We start from the raw sequence: 15,593 nt of genomic DNA on the forward strand, positions 1-15,593 counted from the left end.
TCTGCAGGCGATCACGTGGTAAAGCATCATCGCATGAACGTATTGGACACTCCCCCGATGGGCGAAACCGGCGAAAACGCCCACACGCGCGCTGTCCTGCCCGAGGGCGGACTGGAAGTGATTTCGATCGCCAAGAGTTATGACAAGCGCGCGGTGCTGACAGATATCTCGCTTTCTGTCGCCAAGGGCGAAGTTCTGGGGCTGCTCGGCCCCAACGGTGCGGGCAAGACCACCTGTTTCTATTCGATCATGGGGCTGGTGAAACCTGATTCGGGTCGCATCCTGATGGACGGCGTCGATGTCACCCATCTCCCCATGTACCGGCGCGCCATTCTCGGGCTCGGTTATCTTCCGCAGGAAACCTCGATTTTTCGCGGAATGACGGTGGAACAGAACATCAATAGCGTCCTTGAAATGGCAGAGCCCAACAAGGATGTGCGCGCTTCCGAACTGGAGCGTCTGCTCGAAGAATTCGGGCTTACGCGCCTGCGCGAAAGCCCTGCGATGGCCCTCTCGGGCGGCGAAAGGCGGCGTTGCGAAATTGCACGCGCGCTGGCGGCCAAGCCTTCGATCATGCTGCTGGACGAACCGTTCGCCGGGATCGACCCCCTGTCCATTGCCGATATTCGCCACCTCGTCATCGACCTCAAGGAACGGGGTATCGGGGTGCTAATTACCGACCATAACGTGCGCGAAACGTTGGATATCGTGGACCGTGCCTGCATCATCTATGGCGGGCAGGTTCTGTTCGCGGGCAGCCCGGAAGACCTTGTCGCCGATGAAAACGTGCGCCGTCTCTATCTGGGTGAGAACTTCACATTATGATCCCTTCCCCTCGTGCGGCACGGTCACGGGGGACAAGGCCATGACTGGTACGAGCCTGCCCTTCAGGCAACGATCTGAAGGCACCGGCTGATGGCCCTGGGACCCAGACTCGATATTCGGCAGTCGCAGCAACTGGTGATGACCCCCCAGTTGCAACAGGCGATCAAACTGCTGGCGCTTTCCAATCTCGAGATCGAAACCTTTATCGGCGATGCGCTCGAAGCCAATCCCCTGCTGGACGTCAGCCAGGACACCGACGTTGCGGACGCGCCGGTTGCAGATGGCCCGGCACGGGAAGAAACCTCAGTCGACGATCTGATCAACGAAGGCCAGGGGCAGATCGATCAGCCGCTCGACGTTGATCCCGTTGCGCTGGATATCGACCGGGATACCGGCGATGGGGCGCTGTTCGGGACAAGCACCGACAGTTTCCTGTCGGGCGGTGATGCCCCTGACCTCGACGAGCGGGGCGGTGACGGTATCAGCCTGGTCGAACATCTGACGATGCAACTGGCGGCAGCCACGACGGACGATCACACGGCGTTCATTGCCATGCACCTGATCGGCCTGCTGGATGAAGCAGGATATCTCCCCGTTTCGATGAACGAAGTGGTCGCCGATCTGGTGACTCCCATGGCAGAGGTGAAACGCGCGCTGGCCCTGGTGCAGACGTTCGACCCCACCGGGGTCGGCGCGCGCGATCTGGGTGAATGCCTTGCCTTGCAGGCAAAAGAAGCCGACCGGTACGACCCGTGCATGGCGCGCCTGCTCGACAATCTCGATCTGCTGGCGAAAGGCAACATCAAGCAGCTCAAGCGGATCTGCGAAGTCGACGAGGAAGATCTTGCCGACATGGTGGCCGAATTGCGGGCTTACGACCCCAAACCCGGCCTGCGCTTCAGCGATACAACAACCGGCCGCGCCATAGTGCCTGACATCCTGTTGCGCCCACGGGCCGATGGGGGATGGGACATTGCCCTCAATCAGGCCACGCTGCCCCGGCTCGTCGTCAATCGGGGATATTATCTCGAATTGCGCAAGAATTGCGATGACAAGGCGTCGCGCGGGTGGCTGAACGAAAAACTCACCGATGCCAACTGGCTGATCAAGGCGCTCGACCAACGGCAGAAAACCATTCTCAAGGTGACCACCGAGATTGTGAAACAGCAGGACGGTTTCTTCCGGCACGGGGTTTCCGAACTGAAACCACTGACCCTGAAGGCCGTGGCCGATGCGATCGATATGCATGAATCGACCGTCAGCCGCGTCACCGCCAACAAATATCTTCATTGCCAACGCGGCACATTCGAACTGAAATACTTTTTTACAAGCGGGGTCGCCTCTGCCGATGGCGAGGGTTCGGTGTCGGCCGAAGCGGTCAAGGCGCAAATCAAGGCGCTGATCGATGCGGAAGGGCCGAAAGCGATCCTGTCCGACGATGCCCTGGTCGACCTTCTTCGGCAGAAAGGCTTCGATCTGGCCCGGCGCACAGTGGCCAAATATCGTGAGGCCATGGGTATCGGCAGTTCGGTCCAGCGACGCCGACAGAAAGCGCTAGAAGCTGTTAGGTAACCCGCCTTACCCGGCAAAGCGTGGGTAAAACCTTAGAAAAACAAGGTTCCGAGAGTGTGACAAAAACCGCGCGACTCGTGGATTTAAGCCGGTTTACAACAAATTAACCTTTTCTGTTTAGAACTTCCGTGGTTAATAGCGGTCAACTTCCAATTCGGGGGAAGCTGCCGACCGGGAATCGGGACTTAATAGGGGGGCACCTATGCGCGTTCTGTTGATTGAAGATGAGCCAACGACCGCGAAGGCGATCGAGCTCATGCTGACCGCTGAAGGTTTCAATGTTTATTCTACCGATCTTGGCGAAGAAGGCCTCGATCTGGGCAAACTGTACGATTACGATATCATCCTGCTCGATCTGAACCTGCCCGACATGCACGGGTACGACGTGCTCAAGAAACTGCGCGTGGCCAAAGTGCAGACACCTGTCCTGATCCTCTCCGGTATCGCCGAAATGGATTCCAAGGTGCGCGGGTTCGGTTTTGGTGCGGACGATTACGTGACCAAGCCGTTCCATCGCGACGAAGTCATTGCCCGCATTCATGCCGTGGTTCGCCGTTCGAAGGGCCATTCGCAATCGGTCATTCGCACCGGCAAGCTTTCGGTCAACCTCGACACCAAGACCGTGGAAGTCATCGGTGCCCGCGTTCACCTGACAGGCAAGGAATATGCCATGCTGGAGCTTCTCTCGCTCCGCAAAGGCACGACGCTGACCAAGGAAATGTTCCTCAACCACCTCTATGGCGGGATGGACGAACCCGAACTCAAAATCATCGATGTCTTCATCTGCAAGCTGCGCAAGAAGCTGAGCCTGGCCTGCGACGGTGAAAACTATATCGAGACCGTCTGGGGCCGTGGCTATGTGCTGCGCGATCCCGAAGACAAGGCCGAAGCGGCCTGACACAACTTACACGCTCCAGAAAAAGGCCCGCTCATCCAGAGCGGGCCTTTTCGTTTGGACCGCCTCAAACAGAGGCAGTTGCAATGCAATCAGCTGTCCGGGCCGAGATCGGGTGCCCAGCCCGCGCCATTGATGTGCGAACCACCATCCGCAAACAGGGTGTTGCCGGTCAGGTAACGCGCATCTTCACTGGCGAGAAAGAACGCAACGCCTGCGATATCCTGTTCCGGATCGCCCATCCGCCCCATGGGATTGGCCGCATCCGTCGCAGCCGCCACATCCGGTGTGGCTTCCTTGAACCTGCGGTAAGCTGCGGAAATGGCAGCCGGACAAATGATATTGGCGCAGATGCCATAACGCGCCCATTCGCGTGCAGCCGTGCGCGTGTAGGCCCGCAGCGCTTCCTTGCCCGCATTGTAATCGGCCGATCCCATATGCGCATTCACGCCGTTGAGCGAGGCGATATTAATGATCCGGCCCCAACCCTGACCACGCATGTGCGGCAGCGCGGCTTCCATCGACCATTTCGCGGCATAGAGACACATCTTCATGCTGTTCTCGAAAATATCGTCGGTCTTGAGTTCGATCCGCGCCACCATCGACCCACGATAGGCGTTGTTGACCAGGATATCGATCGACCCGAAATGTTCGATGCAGGCGTTCACTGCGCCAACAACCTGATCCTTCTGCGTAACGTCGCACGCAAAGAATTCCGCCTTGGCGCCAAGTCCGCGCAGTTCCTCGGTCACTTCCAGTCCGCGTTCCTGATCGTAGTCGACCACCAGAACCGCAGCCCCTTCCTTTGCGAAACGGCGTGCCATACCGTGACCAATGCCGTCGGCCGCCCCCGTGATCAGTGCCGCACGGCCAGCCAGCCTCTTGTCAGTCATTCTTGTCTCCCTGAATTTTATGGATCCCATGCAGGAACAGATCGACGATCAATTCTGCGTGGCTTTCAACCTCCCCGCCATGCGGCAGGGGATGAAGAAACGTGTAGCAGCGCTGCCACTCCGCCAACGCCAGCGCGACGAAAAGCTTGGCCCGCGCCAGCCCATCGCGATCATTCCCGGCAAGTCCGGCTTCACGCAAAAACGTGGCCAACGGCAGCATCAGGTGCTTCTGCTGCGTCATGTCCGCCGTCCGCACAAGTTCCGGGAATTCCGCGCCTTCGCGCGATACCATCAGCGCCATTCTGACACTGCTGTCGGACGACAACATCCGTACGAGCGAGGCGGCAAAATCACGCAGGCACGCATCGATCGGCACAGCAGGATCGTAAACGATCCGCGGGAATGCCAGAGAACTGAAATCCATGCAGGCATCAAACAGGCGCAGCTTGTCCGAAAAGCGATCGTAGAGCGTGCGGGTCGAAACCTGCGCCACTTCGGCAACCCTGCGCATGGTCACCGCGCGATAGCCCACCTGGGCGAACATATCGCGCGCCACTTCCAGCAATTGTTCGGTTTTCTGGCGCGAATCCTCCGCCGTCGGCCGTCCTCTGCGATTGGCCGTCTTCGGCTGCGCCCCCTCTCCCGTCCTGTCCATAGCTGCGCTTATAACCGATGTTCCCCCGCGTGCCAGCCAATCACAACCGATGGTGTGACGGGCTGGCACTGCCGTTATCCCGCAAGACTGCGCGTTCTCCGACTATTCGGCAGCCTGCGCGAAGGGCAGGCAGACACTATCAAAACCGAGCACGTGCGCCACACGCCCCAGCCCCATCCAGGCCGCTACGCAATGCGACAGATCGACCAGTTCCTCATCCGAGTACAAAGCGTGCGCACGCCCCCAGAACTCTTCATCATCGGCCAATACTTTGGGTTCTTCGGCAAAGCGTTCCGCATATTCGATCGCCAGCTTTTCACGCGGGCTGAACACAGAGGACGTCCGCCAGTCGGCAACAGCCGCATAATACGCCTCGTCAGGGGCTGGCCCGTTGTCGGAGACGAGATGGTCCGGGCGCTGCCCCGTGGCAAAATACATCAGTTGCACATCGCGTGCGGCGCGGAACTGCTGGCAGATCACGCAACCGTTAATCTGTGCCGTGCGATAGCGCGCACCTTCAAACTCTCGCAGGGGCAGGCGGGAGTGCTGGTAAACCGCCTTCGAAAATTCCGAAGCAGCAGCCATAATTTCGGTCGCATGCGTACGCGACGCGAAGCCATAAGGATCGTTTCCTTCATCATCTGGCATGGAAATCCGGATCATCTTCGTCTCTCCTTGAATAATGGCGTCGCCCTTATGGACTCGGACGCTCTGCCAACAATTTTTGTCTGTGTATCAGGAAGGCCAGCATCCGGCGACAAAAGCCGCAATCTCGCGCTGCATTTCCGCATCTTCGGGGGCGCCGAAAAAGCCGCCATGCGGCATCGCCTCGAACACATGCAATTCTGCCGCAACGCCCGCTTCGCGCAAGCGCCGATGCATCCGCACGGTATTGGACAGGAACAGGTCGCGCGTGCCCGATTGCAGCAAGGTCCGCGGAAACCCGCGCAAATCCCCGAACAAAGGCGACAGATAGGGATGATCCAGCGGCGCCCCTGCGGCATAGAGCGCGATGCTTTCAGGCAAGCGCGTCTTCAGCACAGGGTCGAGCCCCGCCAGCGTTTCAAACGAATCCCCGCTTTCGGTCAGATCGACTTCGGGTGTCTTGAGAACCAGCCCCGCAGGCATGGGCAGGCCCGCATCGCGGGCACGCAACATCAGCGCCGCAGCCAGATTGCCGCCAGCCGACGATCCGCCGACGACCACATTGGCAGCCCCCCGTTCCTCCACCGCACGCGCATAAGTTGCCAGACAGTCGTCCAGCGACGTGGGATAAGGGTAATCGGGCGGCATCCGGTAATCGACCGCCTGCACTTCCACCCCGAGCATCGCGGCTGTCGACGCACCACCGGCCCGACAGAAATATCCGGCACCAAAGACCAGCCCGCCACCGTGAATATCGATATAAAGGCGGCGATCGTCGGCAGAAAGACCCACGGGGCGTGCGCGATGAACGGGAACGCCGCCGATCTCGATCGTATCAAGTTCGAGCCCGCCCTCATCAGGCATGGAAAAATATCCGGCCATCATCTGGTCTGTTTCGATGATCGTCTGGCGCCAGGCCTCGATGTCCGATGCCGGTGGATGCTGGCGGGCCGGGATACTGGCATTGGCCTTGAGCGCGGCAACCGCCTCCGGGCTGATCGACCGTGGCCAGGGGATCAACCGGTCTGCGAACCGTACCCCATCGTCATTCACCGTGTGCGTCATGGTCTCTCCTCTCGAAAGGCTGTCCTTCCCGCCACCTGTCGCGTGTTTCATGCCTCCGGCACGCCGGGGGCGCCGGGAAACCCCTGATAGTATGTGCCCGCCATAAGCCCGCCATCGACCACGATTTCCGCGCCGCTCATGTACGAGGCGTCATCGCTGGCGAGGAACAGTGAAGCCGCCGCGACTTCATCTGTATCCCCCGCGCGCTGCAGCGGGAGATGCGCAAAGCTCGCATCCAGTTCTTCCCGGGTCACATTGCCCGCATTGCCCATCAGCGTATCGATCGTGCCCGGATGGACCGAATTGACGCGAATGCCGCGATGGCCCAGTTCCATCGCCGCAACTTTGGTCAGGCCCCGCACACCCCATTTGCTGGACACATAGGCCCCAAGGCTGTTCCCGCCCTGCAATCCCGAAACGGACGAGATGTTGACGATAGAACCGCTGCCGCGGGCGATCATGCCGGGCGCCACCGCCTTGATCCCGAGAAACTGGCTGACGAGATTGACGCGGAGCAGACGTTCATAATCCTCCAGCGTGGTCGCCAGCAGGCTCCTGAAGATCAGAACCCCCGCATTGTTGACCAGCACGTCCACCGGCCCGAGATCGGCTTCGGCCTGCTTCACCACCTCTGCCCAGCCCGCTTCGCTGGTCACGTCATGGTGATAGAAGCACGCCGCATCGCCCAGATCGGCGGCCAGTGCCTGCCCTTCATCCTTGAGCACATCGGTGATGGCCACCTTCGCCCCTTCGGCGGCGAAAAGACGGGCAGTCGCCGCCCCCATGCCGCGCGCACCGCCCGTGATAATCGCAACTTTGCCAGCAAGCCGACCCATACATCCTCTCCATCAATCACAGCCGGGCGCGGTGGAGGCCTTTATGACCCTTGCCACCGCACGGCTAACGGGTTTCAGGCTTCGGGCACACCCGGTGCGCCAGGGAAACCTTCATAATAGACCCCGATGGTCATCCCGCCATCGACCACGATTTCCGCGCCTGTCATGTAGGATGCATCATCGCTGGCCAGAAACAGCGAGGCCGCCGCCACTTCTTCAGGACCACCGACGCGCTGCAACGGGACATTGGTGAAACGCTCGTTCACGGTTTCACGGCTGGCATTGTTGTGATTGGTCATCGCCGTATCGACGCCGCCGGGATGGACGGAATTCACCCGAATGCCGCGATGGCCCAGTTCCATCGCCGCCACCTTGGTCAGGCCGCGCACGCCCCATTTGCTGGAAGCATAGGCGCCGAGGCTGTTGGCCCCCTTCATGCCATCAACCGAAGAGACATTGACGATGGAGCCCTTGCCCCGCGCGATCATGCCCGGCGCGACCGCCTTGATGCCAAGGAATTCGCCAACCAGATTGACGCGCAGAACCCGTTCGTATTCTTCCAGCGATGTTGCCAGCAGGCTCTTGAACATCAGAATACCCGCATTGTTGACCAACACGTCCACCGGGCCAAGATCGGCTTCGGTCTGCTTCACCACCTCGGCCCAGCCCGCTTCGCTCGTCACATCCTGATGGTAGAAACGTGCAGCATCGCCCAGTTCGGCGGCCAGTGCGTTACCTTCTGCGTCGAGCACGTCGGTGATCGCTACTCGGGCGCCTTCCGCCACGAACAGGCGGACCGTCGCCGCCCCCATGCCACGCGCACCACCGGTAACAATTGCAACTTTGCCGGAAAGTCGGCCCATCCTCATTCTCCTCCATCATGCGCGCGCCTTCCGGCGTCGCGCGAACGTTTTATTCCGGCCCTGCCCGGGCAAATCCGGACCGAACCGGATTGCCCCGTCAAACGGCCACTTTCTCTCGCACGGCATCCTGACGTGCCATAACCCGTCCCAACAGCACGAACATAGCGGCAATCGCGCCACTGCCTGCAATCAGGACTCCAACCACGGGCTCGTAACTTGCCGTTGCATCCCGCAGCACCCCCGCAGCCGGTGGGAGCAGGAAGTTCATCGGCAGGGTATAGAGGGTGAACAGGCCCAGAACCCGCGCCAGCGCATCCACACCGAATACCCGCGCGCCCAGCACATTGACCGCTGGAAAAATACCTGCGCCACAAGCGCCGATGATCAGCGTGGCGCAGATCATCAGCGGATAGAGGCTCGTCCCCAGAAGGACAAACCAGCTACCGGCCAGAGCGGCCCCCATCAGAGCCAATGTGTTCACCGCGCCAATCTTGCCGCACAGCACGCCAACCAGCAACGAACCCAACGCGGCGGCTGCCCCCATCACGGACAGCAGAAACGCCGCCTGCGCGGGCGGAATATGTTTTTCGATGGCAAAGGACACGAGGTGCGAGACGCCAATAATCCCCGCTGCGCTCAATCCCCCTGCCCCCAAGACAACGATCCAGAAGATCGGTCGACCTAGGATGGCCCGCGAACTGATCATTGCGTGCGCAGTCGATCCTTGCGCATCATCGCCCGCCCGTGCCGCGCCTTCCGGCCTGTCCGCCACACCCAGAGCAAAGGGCAACAGGAGGATATGGAGCCCGGCCATAACGAGGTAGAACGTCGACAGGCCATAACGCTCGATCAGGAAGATGCCCATCATCGGCACGAGCGCGACCATAACCGGCATATTGACGAAACCAAGCGCCGCCCCCGGATTGGGCTGGAACCAGTTGCTTGCCAGAACACTGCAGGGAAACGAACCGAACATCGCGATCCCCACGCCAACGAACAGGCCATAGGCGGCCAGCACGACGTAGATGGATGGCGCGAAGGCAAGCACGACATAGCCCAGCCCGGACAGCACGATCCCGGTCAGCATCGTCCGCCGCAGACCGACAGACCCGATCATCCGCGCAAAGATCGGGCTGACCAGCCCCATCATCAGCACGGCAAAGGCCAGTCCCATGGACGCCATGCCGGTGCTGACATCGAATTGCGATTTGATTTCACCTGCGGCAACGCCAAAGCCACCAAATGCGCAGCCGATCGCGATATTCTGGCACAGGAAACCGCGCACGGCCATTCCGATGCGACCTGCCGCAGGAGTACCCGTCGAAAAAGGAGATGCCGTGGACATCAGTTTCGCACTCCGCCACCGCAATGCGGCTGCCCTGCGATTTCGCCATAGGGCCCATAAAGGCATGAGGTGCATTTCACTGCGTTGTCTCCCGGACGATTTGTTGTGCTTTTGATCTGCCGAGCCGCGATGATTCTTGCGATATGCGTTGCAACTCGTTGTAGATGATGCGCATATATTGGGAAGAACCGCAATGGGAGAACGAATCCGCCGTCCGCCCGGTGGCGCAGAACGGCAGCCATTCACCCCATGCGCGCGCATTCACACCTGAAGAGGAAATGGAGAGTCATGCCTTACACCCTGCAACAGTTGTCCGACATCGAAGAAATTCGCCTGATGAAGCATCGCTATTTCCGCGGTATCGATACCGCCGACAAAGCACTGCTGGCCGACATGTTCACCGACGATGTCTATGTCGATTATCGCGGTGGCAATTACCGTGTGAAGCTTCAGGGCCGTGAAGACATGATGACCTTCCTTGCCAACAGCTTCCATTCGGACGCGGTTGCAATGCATCACGGTCATATGCCCGAAATCACCATCACCGGTGAAGATACCGCTGAAGGCGTATGGTACCTCGAAGATATTTTCATCGACGTGGCGCGCAAATCGCACACCATCGGCAGCGCGATCTACAAGGATGTCTATCGCCGCGTCGGTGGCAAATGGAAGATCGAACGCACCGAATACGATCGCGTTATCGAACTCGTCTTCCCACTGGCCGACAATGTCGAAATCGCGTCGCACCACCTCGCCCGCGCCGGACTGAAGCCGGAACAGCGGCAGGATATCAGCGCCATGATCAGCTGGACCGAACCCGCCTGACGCAGCGTCATAACGATCCGAGGCCCGCCGGTTGGACATGTTCTCCAACCGGCGGGCCTTTTTCATTCAGGATCGCGCGATGCCTTCAGACTTCCGGCGGGGCGGGCATGGCGGGCGTGTTGTAGGTATAAGCCAGTTCCTCATACCGTTCGGCTATGCGCCAGCCCTTGTCCGTGCGGACAAGCTTGTCGCGGTACCACAGCCCCACAAAGAAGACCTGATCTTCCCCGTCATCCTTGCGATAGATCATCGGATTGAACAGGATCGTGCGGCTGCGCGCCTCATCGCCGTTCAGTTCCAGCTTGGTCGTCGCGACCATGTGCTGAAAGTTCGGGAAACGCGCCATCGCATTCTTCAGCCACGGCTTGATCTGATCCGGCGTCCCCCTCGCCCCGCCGGCCTCGGTGTAATCGATGATCGCATCGGGGGTGAACACATTGTCGAGCGCATCATAATCCCGTTCGTCGATCGCAAAACTGTAGCGCGCGAACAGATCCTGAATTTCCAGCCGGTCCGAAATTTCCTGTAATGACATCATGGCGCATCCCTCTCCTCATCCTGTTGCGACACGCAGACGACCGAATCGTCGCGCAAATACCAACACTTCTCGTTTCACGAGGTTGAAACGCGTAACCGCATGACGCAAGTCTCTGTGCAAACAACAACGGCCGGATTCGGCAAGCGAGAGGCAGGCCATGCGCTTTGAAGGCAAATCGATCATTATCACTGGCGCGGCATCGGGCATTGGCCTTGCCACTGCCAAAAAATTCGCCGCTGAAGGCGCGCGCCTCGTTCTGGGTGACCGCGATGAAGCGGGCGTGCTTGCCGCCGCCCGCGCCATTGGCGACAGCGCGATCGGCATGGCGCTGGATGTGGCCGACGAGGCATCATGCCAGGCGATAATTGACCGCGCAGTCACGGCCTACGGCGGTATCGATGTGCTGTGCAACATCGCCGGAGTGCTGGATTTCGGGCGGATGGAAGACCTCGACAAAACCCGCTGGGACCGCACCATCGCAGTCAATCTCACCGGCGTCTATCTGATGACCCGCGCCGCCATGCCGCATCTGCTCAAGGTCAGGGGGAATGTGGTCAACATGGCTTCCGCAGCCGGACTGGTGGGCGTGCCGTTCAATTCGGTCTATGTCGCCTCCAAACATGGCGTGGTCGGGCTGACCAAGGCGCTGGCGCTGGAATATTCAAAGCAGGGCATCCGCATCAATTGCATTTGCCCGACCGGCGTCAATACGCCGATGATCAGCGGCGCCCCGCCTGAGAATATCGATTGGGAACTGGTCATGCGCTCCGTTCCCTGGCTGGATGGCGGTGAAAACTGCGATCCGGAAGACATTGCCGATGCAGTGGCATTTCTCGCTTCGGCCGAAGCGCGCCGGATCACCGGCGTGGCCTTCCCCATCGATGGCGGCCAGACAGCCGCCTGACCCCACATCAAACAGATCAACGAGAGGACCAATCAATGCTGAAGAAAGTCAATCTGCCCGGCACGGACCTGCAGGTCAGCGAACTGTGTTACGGCACCAACATGCTCGGCACCGCGATCGACCAGCCGTCGGCCAATGCCATTCTCGACCGTTTTGTGGAACTGGGCGGCAATTTCCTCGACACCGCGCGATCCTATGGCGACTGGGTGCCCGATGCCCCCGCCGGGGCCAGCGAACGCGCGATTGGCGCCTGGCTTAAAGGCAGGAACCGCGATGACGTGGTGATCGCCACCAAAGGCGCGCAAGTGGACATGCGCGCGGGCGACTGGCGCAACCGCGTTACCCCCGAAGATATCGCCAGCGATCTTGCCGAAAGCCTCGACCATCTCGGCGTCGATACGATCGATCTCTACTGGTTGCATGCGGATAATCCGCAGGCACCGGTTGGCCCGATCATGGATGCCCTGTTCGCCCATCAGGACGCAGGCAAGATCCGCTATATCGGGGCATCGAACTGGAGCCCGGAACGCATCCGCGAAGCCAATGCCTATGCGGCATCGAAGGGTCGACAGGGTTTTGTCGCATCGCAGACATTCTGGGGGCTGGCGGCCCCGGAACGCGAAGCGTCCGCCGCGCAGGGCTATCAACTCTATTACGAGGATGGTTATCAGGACATCCATGCCGAAGGCGTGACCATGATCCCCTATTCGGCGCAAAGCGGCGGCTACTTCACCAAGCTGGCCCATGGCGAGGCTGCCGTGCCCGATATGCTCAAGGCGCGGTACAACAACCCGATCAACGCCAAGCGTTTCGAGGCGGTGAAAGCGGTGGCGGAACGCCATGACGCATCGATCAACGATGTTGTTCTGGGCTATCTGACCAACCAGCCCAACACGACGGTACCGATCTTCGGCGCACGTTCGCCCGAACAGATCGAAGACAGCGTGAAAGCAGCCGATCTCGCCCTGTCGGCAGACGAACTGACCAAACTGCGCGGCGAGTAATCGCCACGCGCGGTCGCTGGCCATAGGCCACGGCGCCAAACAAAAAACCCCGGCGGATGAACCGCCGGGGTTTTTCTTCGACTTGCGTCTACGCCGTGATCAGAAGCTGATCTTGGCGTCGATGCCGTAGCTGCGCGGCTTCTTGAAGGTTGCCCCGGCAAAACCGATCGAACCGAAATCGATGCCGTAAATCAGCGTCTTTTCGTTGGTCAGGTTGTCGCCCCACACGCCGATTTCCATCAGGCCGCCAGCGACCTTGACATCTTCCAGCGCGAAACGTGCCTTGAGGTTGTCATCCGCCGGCGACTTGATGTTCTGGTTGAACGGGGTCGTGGCGTCGAGCACGTTGAAGTACAGCGACGAACGGTAAGCATAGTCGACCCGCAGACGAGCGGTCATGTCACCGATCGGCTGCGCATATTCGGCACCGATACGCGCCGTCCACTTGGGCGAGTAGGTCTGACGGGCCACATCCGCCACGTCGATGATCGCATAACCTTCGTTCGGGTCGGCGAAGAGGAACTTCTTGTACTTCTTGTCGACGTAACCGACCGCACCGTCGATAATCAGACCGGTAACCGGCAGAAGCGTGAATTCCGCTTCAAAACCGCGAACCTGGGCCTTGCCAGCGTTGGCAATGATCGAGGTCGCGCCGCTTTCGGAACCGGCGAACTGGTTGACCTGCATGTCATCGTAATCGGTGAGGTAACCCGACAGGTTAAGACGCAGGTGACGATCAAACAGCTCGGTCTTGATGCCCGCTTCGTAGGACATCGCCTTTTCCGGCTTGTACTTGTTGATCGTCACGGCACGCGGATTGATGCCGCCCGAACGGTATCCGGTCGAGACGCGCGCATAGACCATCGTATCCGGCGTAATCTTGTAGGCAGCCGAAAGCAGCCACGAGAAGTTATCCGACGAAGTCTTGCCACGCAGGGTCGGGGTGATGTCGCCACCCAGCCATGCGGTCTTCTTGTCTTCGGTGTAACGTGCGCCCACCGTCAGTTCGAGCTTCTGGTCAAGCGCGGACGGCTTCCAGCTCACCTGACCGAAGGCCGCCTTCGACTGCGACGTACCACCAAAGGCCTGCCACGGGTTGAGATTGACGCCGATCAGACCAAGGCCCGGATTGGCAGCGATCAGGGCGTCCTGCTGCGCCTGGGTTACGAACTGCGAATATGCCAGATATTCGACGGGAACCACGGCCGTCAGCGCCTGATGGTTCGATTCCGAAGCCTTTTCCTTGAAGTAGTAAAGGCCGGCAAGATAGCTGAAATCACCCGAGCTGCCGAGCAGCTGGAATTCCTGGCTGAACTGGTGCTGCTTCTGCGGGGCATTGTTGCCGGTGTACGGCGTGATCGACTGAACGGACGTCAGCGTAGGCGACGCATAGTCCAGCACAACGCCCTTGAGATCGCCGTTGCCCGTCAGGTTGAGGATCGTGTCCTGCGAGAACTTGCGATAGCCGGTGATCGACTTCAGCGTGATGGCATCGGACGCTTCATAGGCCAGCGTCAGGCTGTGCCCGAACACCTTGGTCTTCGAATCCTGGCGGTACTTGCCCTTGTAATCGGTGAAGCCGGCCTGCTGCACGGTACCCATGCGATCGGGGCTCATCATGAACGGCGCCCCACCGAGGCTGGCCGACTGACCGAAATAGGCCTGATACATGTCGGTTGCCGCGACGACCTGGAAGAAGCCCGGCGTACCCTTGCGGTTGTCGTAATCGAAGTTGTAGTTGGCCGTCAGCTTGCCAAGATCCGCCTGCAGGGCAATCGCCAGCGTATCAGCCTTGACCGAGCCCGGATCCTTCGAAGACTTCGTGAGCGTGTTGTTCACGAACCCGTCGGCTTCGCGGTGCTGGGCAGCGATGGAGGCCTTGATCGGCGAACCGCCGATATAGCCAGTGTCAACGCGGCCACGGACATACCATTCATTAAAATTGCCATAACCGGCCTTGACCGTGGCACCCATTTCGTCCGTCGGCTTCTTCGAAACGAACTGCAGCGCACCGCCGATCGTGTTGCGACCGAACAGCGTACCCTGCGGGCCGCGCAGCACTTCAACACGTTCCAGATCAAGCAGATCGAACACGGCACCTGCCGAACGGGCCAGATAGACGCCGTCGAGATAGATGCCCACGCCCTGTTCCGACAGGGCCGAGGGTTCTTCGTTACCGATACCACGGATGAAGACCGATGCAGCGGAAAGGCTGGAGGGCTGCTTTTCAATGGTCAGGCTGGGTGCGAGGCGCGGCAAAGCCGTTGCATCGTTGAAATTCTGGCGTTCGAGGAATTCACCCGACAGCGCGGTCACGGCCACCGGAACCGACTGCAGCGATTCATTCGAACGACGCGCGGTTACGACGATGTCCTGCAAACCACCCTGTGCGGCGGTGTCAGCCTGTTCCGCGCCGCTATCCTGAGCGAAGGCAGCCTGCGAAAAACCGAGCGCGGCCAGACTGGCCGCACCCAAAAGGGCGAAAGTTTTCATGGAGGTCCTCTCTGAAATTCACATGAGTTGCGGCCCCCCTAGAGAACCTCCCCTCATTGCAAAGACAGGCGCCCCCGGTTTTTCGACAAACCGTGCCCGATATGTCTTATTATGCGCAATTGGCCGATAATGTTCCGCCAAAAACTTACGCCTTTCTAAATAGTTCACCCATCAAAGCCGAGATTTGCGAATGGATACGCGCAAAATGATCCGCAAATTTCGGATTCGCCCCTAT

Annotated in this window: 15 protein-coding genes; 6 read left to right on the forward strand and 9 right to left on the reverse strand. The window is 59.8% G+C overall.

What is annotated here, in order from left to right; all coding sequences use genetic code 11:
- Positions 1-57: 57 nt before the first annotated feature.
- The 3 genes from lptB to ctrA all read left to right on the forward strand — a co-directional run bounded on the left by lptB (position 58) and on the right by ctrA (position 3,295).
- Complete coding sequence (gene lptB, locus EGO55_RS02195; RefSeq protein WP_021689352.1) at positions 58-825, forward strand: LPS export ABC transporter ATP-binding protein; 768 nt, start codon at positions 58-60, stop codon at positions 823-825.
- 90 nt (positions 826-915) lie between these two features.
- Positions 916-2,397 carry an RNA polymerase factor sigma-54 gene (rpoN, locus tag EGO55_RS02200; RefSeq protein ID WP_021689353.1) on the forward strand — a complete coding sequence of 494 codons (1,482 nt, stop codon included), beginning with the start codon at positions 916-918 and terminating at the stop codon, positions 2,395-2,397.
- Positions 2,398-2,599: 202 nt separating this feature from the next.
- Positions 2,600-3,295: a response regulator transcription factor CtrA gene (gene ctrA / locus EGO55_RS02205; protein WP_021689354.1), complete on the forward strand. Its 696-nt coding sequence runs from the start codon at positions 2,600-2,602 to the stop codon at positions 3,293-3,295.
- An 89-nt stretch (positions 3,296-3,384) separates the two neighbouring features.
- On the opposite strand, the gene EGO55_RS02210 is transcribed toward ctrA, so the two are convergent.
- The 7 genes from EGO55_RS02210 to EGO55_RS02240 form a co-directional block, all read right to left on the reverse strand.
- The gene (locus tag EGO55_RS02210) at positions 3,385-4,185 is read right to left on the reverse strand and encodes an SDR family NAD(P)-dependent oxidoreductase (RefSeq protein ID WP_021689355.1); all 801 of its coding nucleotides are present in this window, start codon (positions 4,183-4,185) and stop codon (positions 3,385-3,387) included.
- On the reverse strand, positions 4,178-4,840 hold the full coding sequence (locus tag EGO55_RS02215) for a TetR/AcrR family transcriptional regulator (RefSeq protein ID WP_021689356.1): 663 nt from the start codon (positions 4,838-4,840) through the stop codon (positions 4,178-4,180). Before EGO55_RS02215 ends, EGO55_RS02210 begins: the two co-directional genes overlap by 8 nt.
- 102 nt (positions 4,841-4,942) lie before the next feature.
- On the reverse strand, positions 4,943-5,503 hold the full coding sequence (locus EGO55_RS02220) for a carboxymuconolactone decarboxylase family protein (RefSeq protein WP_021689357.1): 561 nt from the start codon (positions 5,501-5,503) through the stop codon (positions 4,943-4,945).
- Between the two features lie 72 nt (positions 5,504-5,575).
- Positions 5,576-6,550: an alpha/beta hydrolase gene (locus tag EGO55_RS02225; protein ID WP_021689358.1), complete on the reverse strand. Its 975-nt coding sequence runs from the start codon at positions 6,548-6,550 to the stop codon at positions 5,576-5,578.
- 47 nt (positions 6,551-6,597) lie between these two features.
- Positions 6,598-7,386 carry an SDR family NAD(P)-dependent oxidoreductase gene (locus tag EGO55_RS02230; RefSeq protein ID WP_021689359.1) on the reverse strand — a complete coding sequence of 263 codons (789 nt, stop codon included), beginning with the start codon at positions 7,384-7,386 and terminating at the stop codon, positions 6,598-6,600.
- A gap of 74 nt (positions 7,387-7,460) precedes the next feature.
- Complete coding sequence (locus tag EGO55_RS02235; protein ID WP_021689360.1) at positions 7,461-8,249, reverse strand: SDR family NAD(P)-dependent oxidoreductase; 789 nt, start codon at positions 8,247-8,249, stop codon at positions 7,461-7,463.
- Positions 8,250-8,346: 97 nt separating this feature from the next.
- Positions 8,347-9,594 (reverse strand): MFS transporter, encoded by a 1,248-nt coding sequence (locus EGO55_RS02240; RefSeq protein WP_210766628.1) that lies wholly within the window; start codon positions 9,592-9,594, stop codon positions 8,347-8,349.
- 288 nt (positions 9,595-9,882) lie between these two features.
- Between EGO55_RS02240 and EGO55_RS02245 the strand changes: the two genes are divergently transcribed.
- On the forward strand, positions 9,883-10,419 hold the full coding sequence (locus tag EGO55_RS02245; protein WP_021689362.1) for a nuclear transport factor 2 family protein: 537 nt from the start codon (positions 9,883-9,885) through the stop codon (positions 10,417-10,419).
- 85 nt (positions 10,420-10,504) lie between these two features.
- Here the strand turns inward: EGO55_RS02245 and EGO55_RS02250 are convergent, their stop codons facing one another.
- Positions 10,505-10,957: a nuclear transport factor 2 family protein gene (locus EGO55_RS02250; RefSeq protein ID WP_021689363.1), complete on the reverse strand. Its 453-nt coding sequence runs from the start codon at positions 10,955-10,957 to the stop codon at positions 10,505-10,507.
- 157 nt (positions 10,958-11,114) lie between these two features.
- On the opposite strand from EGO55_RS02250, the gene EGO55_RS02255 reads away from it, so the two are divergent.
- Positions 11,115-11,861 carry an SDR family NAD(P)-dependent oxidoreductase gene (locus tag EGO55_RS02255; RefSeq protein ID WP_021689364.1) on the forward strand — a complete coding sequence of 249 codons (747 nt, stop codon included), beginning with the start codon at positions 11,115-11,117 and terminating at the stop codon, positions 11,859-11,861.
- 35 nt (positions 11,862-11,896) lie between these two features.
- The gene (locus EGO55_RS02260; protein ID WP_021689365.1) at positions 11,897-12,865 is read left to right on the forward strand and encodes an aldo/keto reductase; all 969 of its coding nucleotides are present in this window, start codon (positions 11,897-11,899) and stop codon (positions 12,863-12,865) included.
- 99 nt (positions 12,866-12,964) lie between these two features.
- Here EGO55_RS02260 and EGO55_RS02265 read toward each other — a convergent pair whose 3' ends face one another.
- Complete coding sequence (locus EGO55_RS02265; RefSeq protein WP_021689366.1) at positions 12,965-15,358, reverse strand: TonB-dependent receptor; 2,394 nt, start codon at positions 15,356-15,358, stop codon at positions 12,965-12,967.
- Positions 15,359-15,593 lie beyond the last annotated feature (235 nt).

This window comes from Caenibius tardaugens NBRC 16725, from assembly GCF_003860345.1.
In the GTDB taxonomy this organism is placed as follows: domain Bacteria; phylum Pseudomonadota; class Alphaproteobacteria; order Sphingomonadales; family Sphingomonadaceae; genus Caenibius; species Caenibius tardaugens.